General features: G+C 46.3%; 11 protein-coding genes. 4 read left to right on the forward strand and 7 right to left on the reverse strand.

Annotated features, from left to right (window positions below; translation table 11 throughout):
• Nucleotide 1 precedes the first annotated feature (1 nt).
• Nucleotides 2-1,381 (forward strand): alpha/beta hydrolase family protein, encoded by a 1,380-nt coding sequence (locus H5647_RS01740; RefSeq protein ID WP_082086926.1) that lies wholly within the window; start codon nucleotides 2-4, stop codon nucleotides 1,379-1,381.
• A 53-nt stretch (nucleotides 1,382-1,434) separates the two neighbouring features.
• Nucleotides 1,435-2,004, forward strand: a complete 570-nt coding sequence (locus tag H5647_RS01745) for a hypothetical protein (RefSeq protein WP_045855828.1) — start codon at nucleotides 1,435-1,437, stop codon at nucleotides 2,002-2,004.
• On the opposite strand, the gene H5647_RS01750 is transcribed toward H5647_RS01745, so the two are convergent.
• From H5647_RS01750 to cysK, 4 genes are all read right to left on the reverse strand, one after another.
• Nucleotides 2,001-2,690, reverse strand: a complete 690-nt coding sequence (locus H5647_RS01750) for a L,D-transpeptidase family protein (RefSeq protein WP_236249150.1) — start codon at nucleotides 2,688-2,690, stop codon at nucleotides 2,001-2,003. The two genes, H5647_RS01745 and H5647_RS01750, sit on opposite strands and share 4 nt — an antisense overlap.
• A 94-nt stretch (nucleotides 2,691-2,784) precedes the next feature.
• On the reverse strand, nucleotides 2,785-3,867 hold the full coding sequence (locus H5647_RS01755; RefSeq protein WP_162926261.1) for a hypothetical protein: 1,083 nt from the start codon (nucleotides 3,865-3,867) through the stop codon (nucleotides 2,785-2,787).
• 116 nt (nucleotides 3,868-3,983) lie between these two features.
• Nucleotides 3,984-4,997, reverse strand: a complete 1,014-nt coding sequence (locus H5647_RS01760) for a hypothetical protein (protein ID WP_045855835.1) — start codon at nucleotides 4,995-4,997, stop codon at nucleotides 3,984-3,986.
• A gap of 158 nt (nucleotides 4,998-5,155) precedes the next feature.
• Nucleotides 5,156-6,202 carry a cysteine synthase A gene (gene cysK, locus H5647_RS01765; protein WP_045855837.1) on the reverse strand — a complete coding sequence of 349 codons (1,047 nt, stop codon included), beginning with the start codon at nucleotides 6,200-6,202 and terminating at the stop codon, nucleotides 5,156-5,158.
• A gap of 239 nt (nucleotides 6,203-6,441) precedes the next feature.
• Between cysK and typA the strand changes: the two genes are divergently transcribed.
• The gene (typA, locus tag H5647_RS01770) at nucleotides 6,442-8,259 is read left to right on the forward strand and encodes a translational GTPase TypA (protein ID WP_045855839.1); all 1,818 of its coding nucleotides are present in this window, start codon (nucleotides 6,442-6,444) and stop codon (nucleotides 8,257-8,259) included.
• An 83-nt stretch (nucleotides 8,260-8,342) separates the two neighbouring features.
• On the opposite strand, the gene H5647_RS01775 is transcribed toward typA, so the two are convergent.
• From H5647_RS01775 to H5647_RS01785, 3 genes are all read right to left on the reverse strand, one after another.
• Nucleotides 8,343-8,855 (reverse strand): DUF1993 domain-containing protein, encoded by a 513-nt coding sequence (locus H5647_RS01775; RefSeq protein WP_045855841.1) that lies wholly within the window; start codon nucleotides 8,853-8,855, stop codon nucleotides 8,343-8,345.
• 4 nt (nucleotides 8,856-8,859) lie between these two features.
• The gene (locus H5647_RS01780) at nucleotides 8,860-9,045 is read right to left on the reverse strand and encodes a hypothetical protein (protein WP_045855843.1); all 186 of its coding nucleotides are present in this window, start codon (nucleotides 9,043-9,045) and stop codon (nucleotides 8,860-8,862) included.
• Nucleotides 9,046-9,150: 105 nt separating this feature from the next.
• On the reverse strand, nucleotides 9,151-9,684 hold the full coding sequence (locus tag H5647_RS01785) for a hypothetical protein (RefSeq protein WP_045855845.1): 534 nt from the start codon (nucleotides 9,682-9,684) through the stop codon (nucleotides 9,151-9,153).
• 564 nt (nucleotides 9,685-10,248) lie between these two features.
• On the opposite strand from H5647_RS01785, the gene H5647_RS01790 reads away from it, so the two are divergent.
• Entirely contained in the window at nucleotides 10,249-11,952 is a 1,704-nt protein-coding gene (locus H5647_RS01790) for a diguanylate cyclase domain-containing protein (protein WP_052691814.1), read from the forward strand.
• The last annotated feature ends 5 nt before the right edge of the window (nucleotides 11,953-11,957 follow it).

The following is an 11,957-nucleotide window of genomic DNA, read 5'->3' on the forward strand; positions in this document are numbered from 1 at the left end:
AATGCCTATAAATAGATGCATTACATTAACCCCGCTCCTCATCGTTTTGTGCACAGGTATTCTTATTAGCGCTAACGCAACCGCCGAAAATACCCTAACAGCCGAGCAAGATCACACCTACATGCTGGAACAACTAGGCATTAAACATCTTCGCCGGGGCGCCGACGGTGATCCACGTTCAGAACACGCTGCGAATTACGACGAAGCCAATGCTAACGGCAATATGGGGTCTTTACCCGAACTGCTTAAGTTACAAAACGGCACACCCGTTACAACCCCAGAGCACTGGTGGAGCACTCGTCGCCCAGAAATAATGGCGTTATTCGATCAAGAGATATACGGCTACACGCCCCATACGCTGCCAGCGGTTTCGTGGGAAATCAAAAACAAAATCGCCACGACCAAGGCCAATATTGCAGTGATAACCCACGAACTTATGGGTACTATTGACAACAGCACACACCCCGCTATTTCTGTCAGTATTCGGCTTAACCTCACCCTACCCGCCCAACAAAAACAGCCTGTACCTGTAGTACTGCAACACAGTTTTGATCCAGAAGTATTGGCCCGATTGCTTAGCCGCTTTAGCCCTGAACAAATAAAAAGTTTTAACGGCAATGCCATTCCTTGGGATGAACAAATTATTGCCAAAGGCTGGGGCTATGCCGAATTAATAAGCACCAGCGTGCAAGCCGACAGTGGTTCTGGCTTACGCGAAGGAATTATTGGCTTGGCCAATAAAGGCCAACCACGCTCACCCGAAGAATGGGGAACCCTTAAAGCGTGGAGCTGGGCGGCAAGTGAAGCCTTGAATTATTTTGAAAAAACGCCCTCAGTAGACGCCAGTAAAGTCGCCATCGCAGGTCACTCTCGTTTTGGTAAAACCGCATTAGTAACTATGGCCTACGACCAACGCTTTGCCGCCGCCTATATCAGTTCATCAGGCGAAGGTGGCGCGAAGTTATGGCGGCGCAATTTTGGCGAGCAAATAGGCAATATTGCCGGTAGTGGTGAATACCATTGGGTTGCGGGCAACTTTATTCGCTATGCGGGCCTTTTAACGGCAAATGATTTACCCGTAGATGCGCATCAATTAATTGCGCTATGCGCGCCGCGACCGGTTTTCATTAGCTCCGGTAATAATGGCGACCAATGGGTAGACCCAAAAGGCATGTTTTTAGCCGCCCTCCATGCTAGCCCCGCTTACGTTTTACTCGGAAAAAACCCTTTAAGCGGCGATGTTTTCCCCCCAGTAGGAACCGGCTTATTGGACGGCGATATAGCGTTTAAACAACACAGTGGCGGGCACACAGCGGGGCCTAATTGGGCTTTATTCTTAGCCTTTTTCGACAAGCACATTCAAACGCAGGCTAACCAATAAGATCCAATTCAAATACACTGCATATTCAATGCAACTCACCAAGGACAGGTAGAATGCACCCATTTCAACTATGCTGGGCATTGACGATTATTTTTCTATTGTTCAGCTGCGATAATAATTCAACGAACGAAAAAATTATCGACACTCGAACACTCGAAGAAAATCGACTGTACTATTACACATGGTTTGATAGTACATATGTGGTTTTTAAACCCAGCCCAGCCTTTCTATTAAATACCGATAACTCAATGGCTAAAAATGCAAATATTGTTGACCCACCCGAGACCATCGCTCGCGACCGTTACCCCGTGAAGATATTTTTACTGGAAAAGGTTGCAGGTCACGTTGTATTTCCTTATCAAAAATGGCATCGATACCAACTGCCTTGCGCTAACCTTTTACTTTTTCTAGAACCGTTTACCCATAAAGGCACCACCACTTCCGCTGGGTTTCGGTGTAACTTATCTGTAGACGAATTTTGGAACGACCATTTAGTATTTGATATGAATGGCCGTAGTCAATCCTCCCAAATGCCCGATTTGTATGTGCCGCTACACTACCAAACGGACAGTTCGCTTGTCATTGGCGTCAACCAGCCCGCGCATACTGTTCTGTCGCGCTAATCAAACACATAACGACTCGCCTCCACTGTGACATTTGGCGGCACTTTATGGCTTTCGAAAAAATCGTAACCCTCTTTCAGGTTTTTCCAAAACTCGTACCATTGATGGTGTTGATAAGGCTTTAGCTTTTCATCGGTTAAATGAAACGGAAAAATGTGGACACGCACAAAAGGCTGGCCACCACGTAAGGCCGCGGCTAACAATGTGTATATTTCATTAATGTAAGCATTTGTCATGGCATAACACCCTATGGAAACACAGCGACCATGAACCATCAAGGCGCTGCCCGTTCGCCCATGAGAGCGATCGTAAGCATTAGGGTAGCCAAGATTAAATGAAAGGTGATAGCGGCTCCAAGGATTAAGGCTTGCAGGTGGAACGAAGTAGAAGCCTTCTGGGCTCTGCAAATCGCCCTGTCGTGTTTTAGGGCCTAGCGCACCAGAGAAATAGCACGTGTTATAGCGTTTAAACAATTCAAATTTGCCCAAGGCATTTTCTTTCCACACCTCTAACACACCCGGCTGCTTGAAAATACGTATAAACAACGGTGTTTCTAAGGCTAGATTTTTTGATTGTAACTGCTCTCTGAGCGAGGGTGATACTCCCTCAAAAACCTGCCGAGAACGATCGCTTTCAGGGATCTCCGCGAAAGCGACTACGCTGTATAGCGGCACCCAAAAAAACAAAATAAACGCTATTTTTACCATTATCGTTGGGTGTCAAATACCTGCAACATAAAAAACACGCCATTACGATTTTATTTAACGTGCCTGGAATTGGTTACTCAAAAAAACCCGGTATTAATTTTTCAAAATCAGAATTCATTTTATACCTCACACCTTCACCGAGGAACCTATCAGAAAAGCCCGATATCCTTAAAAACAGTGTCTCCATTGCTTCATCCAAGGTGATGTCTACCGGCGTTTTCTCTACAATAGGAAATTCAACTGCACCCGGCCCAACCGGAAACGTTCTTCCAAGCATATATTTCCCACGAATATACTCGTCAACCAGCGCGTCGAATTCAGCGTATGTCATCTTAAATGCGTATTCAAATGCCGCATCGTAGGCATGTTCTTTATCGCGCAAGTGTAAATAGAGGTACATTTGCTTTCGTCGATCTACATCGGCATTCAAGTAATGTACAACCGCCACGGAGCGAGCGTAGAATTTATCAAGAAAATCATTATGTTTGCGACTGTTACCTGCGCCCACTTTTAAATCTGCTTGACGAACTTTAAACAAGGACGCCGTGTCGACACTTTCATAGCGTCGACCGTTACCTTCAATGAGGCCATAGAATCGATTACCTAAGATTGACATATCGCCCAACACCACAGAATCTTTAGTTTGTTTATAGGTGCTAAAATATTCTGCCACGCCCTCGTTAAACCACGGCGGTGTTGAAAGCTCAAAGATGGAGCCAGATATAAGCAAATGCACCAATTCATGCAAGACAATAGACCGCCCCCAATTACTACCTTTTGTAGCCGCTCTAAACTTATCAGCGCGCGCAAAAATTACGTCGCCATCTGATCTCTTAGAAAAAACACCTGCATACTCTTTCGCAATACCCATAGCCACAAAACTAGATTTGTTTTTCGCCAAAATAACCGGTATTTTCTTCTCAAGATTATTCTGTTTAAAGCCTAGTACGTCGGTCATGAAATAGTTGAAGTTTTCGAGTTCATCCAACATCTCGCCGGCTTTTTTAGGGCTAGCATTAGACATAACGGAAAAACGTTCGCTTTCCACGCCAATCCATTTTTGCTTCATTAATTTCTTAACCTGCACATCAGCCATTGCTGTTGGCGAAAAAGACCAAACCAGCAACATTACACACGCAAATACCATCCTGTACATAACATTCTTCCCCTATAACTCATTTAAAGTTTCACTTTTATTTTTTACGTTAGGTTAAACGCTAAAGCAACCACAACTTACGTTTTTACTCCAAACACTATCATTAGGGCTAACCGCTATAAATCGTCAGCCGCCAATTCGGAAAATAAACGTTCGAAGTTTGCATCCATTTTTTCTCTTACCCCAGCGCCCAAAAAAGTATCAGAGAACAACGATATTTTCGCATGTAATAACACCATGGTTTGCCACTGGCTCAATTCCACGACGGTTATAGTTTTTTCCTTTTTTGCCATTGCCTCTACGTCTAAGGGGAATGTTCGAACGCCCATTTTCCGTTTACGTACGTAATGGTTAACCCGCTGATCAAATGCCCTATACGTACCGCCAAAAGCTTGTTCAAACGCATTATCGATACTTACACCCTCATGAATGAGGCTCAAATAGCGGTGCATTGCTTTCCGCCGTTCGGGCGTAGCATCTAAGTAATGCACTACAGCGGCTGAACGCGCGTAAATGCCGTCGACAAACGCCGTATGGCTCGGGCTAACTTTCGCACCTATGGTAAGTTCTTGCTGTGTTAATTTAAACAGCGATTCGCTATCCACGCCTTTATAACGCTGACCACCACGCGGGGACTGGCTGTAAAACCCGTCTCTTAATGCTGCAATATCACCAATAATAACGGCACCATTTTTTTGCTGATAAGTACCGAGATACTCCGCTATTCCTTCGTTATACCATACTGGCGAAGGCTTGCTTTGTTGATTTAAGCGCATAAGCACGTGAACTAACTCATGAAACACAATAAGCCGACCTGAACTTCGCCCGTTATCGACAGAACGAAATTTATCAACGCGGGCAAATACCACACCACCCTCGCGCTCAATAAAGATACCCACATAATTTTTAGGCATGCCAAGCGCCCGAAACAGTTTATCGTCGGTCACTAGTACCAAGGTTATTTTTCGCTTGAGCCTAACAGGGGAAAGGTTAAGAGTGGTGATTACAAACTGACTAAAATAGTCTAGATCGTTAATGATCGTGGTCGTTTGAGCCAGATCAGCATTCGACAACACCGAGAATTTTTCACTCTCCAGCAACACCCAGTGTTCAGCCGCAAGCTTTTTCACGTTGACGCTCGCCGCCCAGCCTATTGGGGGCAGACAACATAGCAGGTATAAACTGCACATGAATAACACGATAACCGAAGCTTTCGGGCTAGACAATCCTCTCTCCTTTTCGGTGAACACTCAAAAAAATAGCCGCACTAGGCGGCTATTTTTACCTGTTAATCTAACTGAAAACCCGGTGTTGAGAGCGATATTGCTATTTCTTCTTCGCTCATCTCAACCCCTACATCTTCAAATAATGGCGTGGACAAATAACGTTCTCCTGTATCGGGCAACATACATAAAATATTACTCCCATCCGGCGCAGTTTTAGCCACCTCTATGGCTGCCGCAAAAGTACCCCCAGCAGAAATTCCAACGAAAATACCTTCTTCACGTGCCAACGCCTTAGAGGCGGCAATAGCTTGCGGGCCAGTAACAGCAATATTCTCATCAAAGTATTGCGCTACTATCGTGTCCTCCACCAATTGAGGAATAAAATTGGGGGTCCAACCTTGAATAGGATGCGGCGCAAAGGAGGGGTGAGCCGCTGCAGGCGAGCCATCGGCGTTACGTTCTTGCTTGATACCACTGCCAATTTCAGCGGCATTTGCGGGCTCAGTGACTACAATTTTGGTATTTGGGCTTTCCTCGCGTAGAACCCGCGCCACACCTTTTAGCGTGCCTCCAGTCCCTGTACCGGTTACCCAATAATCCAAAGCGATATCGTCAAAGGCTTCTATTATCTCGCGCGCAGTTGTGCGGGAGTGCATGTCTGGGTTCGCTTCATTTTCAAATTGTCGTGCCAAAAACCAGCCATTTTTTTCGGCTAGCTCTTTCGCCTTATCGACCATACCCGTGCCACTTTTAGGGGCCGGTGTTAAGACCACTTTGGCCCCCAGAAAGCGCATCAATTTACGTCGTTCAACGCTGAAGGACTCTGCCATCACAATGACCAAAGGGTAGCCTTTTTGCGCACACACCATGGCCAATCCTATACCGGTATTGCCACTTGTCGCTTCAACTACGGTTTGACCCGGCTTTAACTCACCTGACGTCTCCGCAGCTTCAATAATACCAAGTGCTAAGCGATCTTTAACGGAGCTCATGGGATTGAAACACTCAGCCTTTACATAAAGGTTAACATTGGCGGGTGCGAGTTTATTGATACGAATAACGGGTGTATTACCGATTGTCGATAAAATATTATTATGACGCTTAATCATTTTCTCTCTCTCCATTGATCGTTATACGTTGGAATCGGGCGAACACAGGGCCTCTACGGGCAGCAAGGCGTGCGTTAGCGGATCCGGCCAAGCATTGTATCCCAAGATTCATGGCTTTATCTTCTGCGAAGAATAGGAAAACGCTATCTAAGGGCACCGGCTACCGCTATAATGCGCGCCTTTTGTACAGCTAGGCTCATAAGGCCGCTGTAGACACCCCGATTTTAGAGGCCTCTCCTGTGATAGAAAATCTGCGCAATATCGCCATTATTGCCCACGTTGACCATGGTAAAACCACGCTCGTCGACAAACTCCTGCAGCAATCCGGTACCTTAGACCGCAAAGACGCAAGCGCCGAGCGCGTGATGGATTCCAACGATCAGGAGCGTGAGCGCGGCATCACCATTCTGGCCAAGAACACCGCTATAACGTGGAACGGCTACCGCATTAATATTGTGGACACGCCAGGACACGCCGACTTCGGTGGTGAGGTTGAGCGCGTATTGTCCATGGTCGATTCGGTATTACTACTCGTTGATGCTGTTGATGGCCCTATGCCTCAAACACGCTTCGTAACAAGCAAAGCCTTCGAAAAAGGCTTGAAACCTATTGTTGTTATTAACAAAATCGATCGACCAAGTGCCCGCCCGGATTGGGTAATGGACCAAGTATTCGATCTTTTCGATCGCCTTGGCGCCACAGAAGAGCAGCTCGACTTCCCCATTATTTATGCATCAGCCCTAAACGGCTATGCAGGCTTAGAAGAAGACAACCTTGCCGATGACATGACGCCGCTGCTACAAATGATCGTCGATAAAGTAGAGCCGCCTAAAGTCGAAATGGACAAGCCTTTCCAAATGCAAATTTCAGCATTGGATTACAACAGTTATGTAGGTGTTATTGGTATTGGCCGTATTTCACGCGGTAGCCTAAAGCCCAACCAACAGGTTGTGGTTATCAATAAAGATGGCGATACACGGAAAGCCAAAGTATTGCAGGTTATGGGCTACAAAGGCCTAGAGCGCGTGGATACCGCCGAATCGAATGCGGGCGACATTGTGTGTATTACCGGCGTCGATAAGCTCAGTATTTCCGATACGCTTTGTAGTGCAGAAGCCGTTGAAGCACTGCCACCGCTTAGTGTAGACGAACCAACCGTAAGCATGACCTTCCAGGTAAACGACTCACCTTTTGCGGGTAAAGAAGGTAAATACATTACCACGCGCAATATCAAAGAACGTCTCGATCAAGAGTTGATCCACAACGTAGCGCTGCGCGTTGCGCAAGGCGAAACGCCGGATAAGTTTATCGTTTCCGGTCGTGGTGAACTTCACCTTTCAGTGCTTATCGAAAATATGCGCCGAGAAGGTTTCGAGCTAGGCGTATCGCGCCCCGAGGTCATTCAAAGAGACGTTGACGGCGAAATACACGAGCCTTTCGAGCATGTGGTTATCGATGTTGAAGACGCTCACCAAGGTTCCATTATGGAAGAGCTTGGCTTGCGTAAAGGTGAACTCACCAATATGGAACCCGATGGCCAAGGTCGCGTCAAACTGGAATTCACCATTCCGTCACGCGGATTGATTGGTTTCCGTGGTTTGTTCCTTACACTGACCTCTGGCTCCGGCATTATGACCAGCATTTTTGATCACTATGGCCCCGTAAAAGCCGGTGAAGTTTCCAGCCGCCAGAATGGTGTATTGGTCAGCATGGTGAAAGGTAAGACTTTGGCCTACGGCTTGTTTAACTTACAAGACCGCGGTCGTTTGTTTTTAGGCCACGGCGCTGAAGTTTATGAAGGCCAGGTAGTAGGTATTCATTCCCGCGATAATGACCTAGTGGTTAACCCCACCAAAGCCAAGCAGTTGAATAACATTCGTGCGGCGGGTACAGACGAAGCGCTAACCTTAGTTCCACCGATTACTCACACGCTTGAGCAAGCACTGGAATTTATTGAAGACGACGAGCTGGTAGAAGTTACGCCAGAAAGTATTCGTATTCGTAAAAAATTGCTTACCGAAAACCTGCGTAAACGTTCAAAGAATGCGAGTAAATAAATAGCTTTCTCCGTTTAACGCTAACGCCCGCTTTCGCGGGCGTTTTTGTATCCGTAAATTTTAATTACGCTCTAAACCCACGTTTATTCAAATGAAAAACCTGGGTCGTAATGATGAAAACCATCAAAATCGCCTTTCGTTAAAGGCGCACCGTCCTTTCGTGCAATTGCATACACCATACTAAGGTGAAAGAAAAAATTGGGTAAACAATATTGATGGAGAAAGCTTTCGGCCGGCAAACGCACTGTCGCAAACCCAGCCTCTTCTTGAATGAACTTGCTTGCACTGTCACCAACATGCTCATCCGCTACGGTTTCGAGATAGGCAATCGTTTCAACGAGCTGACGACGCAAACCCTTTAGGCTCGCATCGTCATTGCTAAAAGAAACGATTTCTTTATTGTGCAACGGGCAACAGCCTCGCAACGAAAAACTAGCCGCCGCTCTCACCTGCTGAGCCAGCGGTAGCATATCGGCAATAAGACGGCTCTGCAGTAAGGTCTCTGGCGCCGGCGAGTGCTGCTCAATACGCTCCAACATACGCGCTAAGTTAGATAGGTAATAAATAAAGACGGTGTGAATTAAAGATGTGTTCATAGCGTTACACTAGAAAGCTTTTAACTTGTGAGAGAGTTATCTGGTGATATTTTTGATTTTTTTCATCTCCGCCAAGTATTTTCGACGGCACTGCTAAACCCGCTTTTACGCTGCGACCAAGCTTTAATGCGTCTAATACGAGAGAGGCTTTATGCCCGTTGGGCGTTCCAGCGGTTAACCATTCAATCATAATAATTGCTTTTCAATACTTTTAGACAACACGCTTAACCGCCACTTAAAATCACATAACATATTAATTTCTTCATAAATACATAAGCGGCAGGCCAAACCGTATCTAGTTCGCGACTATTGCGCCCACACTGCTTCCATGACAACTATTACACGAACCATTAGTGACCAAGCCCGGCATCGTACGAATGCCATCACGGCCTTCCACTTCAACATCAACGCCGGTGACTAAATCGCCGCCCGTAAACAAACCATCGACCGCCATTGACGTAAAAAAATTGCCATTGCCGTCCGTTTGCAGTTCAGCCGATAACGTATTGGTATTGTGTATGTATAACCGCACAACCGCATTTACCAAGGCAACACCACCCGATTGATAGACTGTGCCCGCCGCGCGAAACTCAGGCCCTGCGCTATTTGCGGCATGGCAACCACTTTGCATGCAATCTTGGCCGGCGTTATGGCTTCCCGCTAGCGCCGGTTCACTGGAGGAGCTTGAAGACGAACTCATTGTATTCTCGTTATCATTACCGCTCGGCGACCCGCCCCCACAGGCCGACAATACAACACTCAACGACAGGGTGCACACCCACCAAAAAAAATCCCTCGCTGTAAGCTGACCGCCCAATACCTTTAACATCTTTGTATCTCCTCTAATTCACGCGAAGTACGCGTCACAAATTAAACAATCGCATCACATTAAAGGATCCGTAGAGGAGGAAACGGAACGAAACAAATTTTTTACAGGTTTTTACATAACGAGAACCAAGAATCCCTTTCCATTAAGCGGATCACTGTCACTTAAGTGCACAGCATTACAACGACATTTTGGCGGTATATGTGACAAACCGCCGTCACATCGCCTTTCTCTTACAGACATTTTTTCCTCGGCGTCGTTTTCGAACATAATCGTTATATCAAAGGCTAAATCTATAATTTTATACGTAGACGCATACCTGCAAAAAAACGAAAAATACCGATATCAATCCACTGATTCCGTGAATTCTACCGATTTCATTCGGTTCGCAATAACACGCTCACCTTTCGAGTTGGACTTATTTCTCGTCACCTGTATTATCCAGTGAAGGGCGAATTAAGACGACCTCGCGGCAATAATTCCGTTCTATACTTTGTTGGTCCGTCGACGGTCAGCAATCACCTGTAGACGCATGGATAAAACACAGCCCACGGTATACAAAGGTCAATGAAATCAAATTTATTTATTCTCCTTCGATTTGCAATTGCAATTTTAACCATTGTTGTCATCGTCGGCTCACCGTATATCCCACCAAAAACATTGGCGATACACCCTCTGTCGTCCACAAGTACGTCAATCAACGGCTACTACGATCCAGAGTACGGCGCGTCTAGCCAATGGATAGACGAGTCACAACATTACTGGCGCTGCGATTACAAACCCGAGTTTGGCCGCAGCAATACCTGTGGTTTCTCGATTAGCTGGGGCTCCACCTTCGAAAACACGGCGAGTAACGCTAACAATATTCCTTCGTGTACCACCGCTGATTCTGATGATGATGGCGACGGCTGGGGATGGGAGAACAACCAAAGCTGTATTGTAGGCGAGCTTAGCAAGCTACCTAGACGCACACTATCCCCTCCCCCTTCAGTGGCTGCAGGAGAGCCCCCCATTTGCGACAGCCTGGACTCCGACGAGGATGGCGATGGCTGGGGCTGGGAGAACGAGCAAAGCTGTATCGTCGTCGATGGGCATCAACCAAAAGAAACGCCCTCTATTGCAGGTAAAACTCACAGTAAAGACGACGCGCCGCCTTGTGAAGACCCAAAAACCGATTTAGACGGCGACGGCTGGGGATGGGAGAACGAACACAGCTGTATTGTTAAGAACGATTCCGCTCGTCATCAAATCATCAGAAGCGCGGATTTCTCGGCATTTGATGCGCTGAACCTCAATATCCATTACGAAGGGCGAGCCAACAGCATTCGTGTGTACTTACGCAATTTCAACCCCGCCTATGCAACTGCAGGTGACTCCGACTCGGCTAAATTTATGGCGGTAACCTTGCGCACTGAAGATCTTCGTGGTGGGCCAATCTATATTCCCTTATCTGAATTTAAAGTCACTGAGTGGTGGGTAACCGAACGGGATGCTCCACGAGAGTGGGCCGGTCGCGAGCTTGATCGCATTATAGTACTGGGGCTCGATATCGCCGAATTTGGCGTTCATAAAGTGCGCGTAGACAACATCAGCTTAACTGGCGACTGGATTAGTCGTGAAAATTTATTATTGGCTATTATTGTTTTTTGGGTATTTTATCTATTACTCGAAGCCTTCGCCCGCTATGTAGTTTTACGTAATGAGTCGCGTTTAAGTGAAAAGAAAATTGATCAACTCACAGGCTTAACCCAACAACTCGAAGACGAGAAAGACACGCTTAAAGAACTATCATCGCTTGACACTCTCACGGGTATATATAATCGCATCGGCGCCACGCCCGAAATTGAGGCGTTATTTAACCATCATTCGGCGAGCCATCCCGCTTGCTTGCTTATCTTTGATATTGACCATTTCAAACGCATTAACGATATCTACGGCCACGATACCGGCGACAAAATTTTGGCCTGTTTTGCCGATACAATCAAAACACATATTTCCGACACATCCATTTTTGCTCGCTGGGGAGGAGAAGAGTTTCTGCTTATAGAAAAAGACAGCACGCCACAAGAAGCAAGGCATTTAGCTGAGAAATTAAGAGTCCTTATTGCAAAAACGAGCCTCGAACCAATACATAATATCGATGTCACCGTCAGTATCGGCATCACATCAATTACAAGTACCGATAAATTCGAGAGTGCTTTCAAACGAGCCGACATAGCGTTATACGAGGCTAAAAAAATTCGGAACACTGTTGAATTTAAGAGCTTGTAATTCAG

The organism is Teredinibacter purpureus (genome assembly GCF_014217335.1).
In the GTDB taxonomy this organism is placed as follows: domain Bacteria; phylum Pseudomonadota; class Gammaproteobacteria; order Pseudomonadales; family Cellvibrionaceae; genus Teredinibacter; species Teredinibacter purpureus.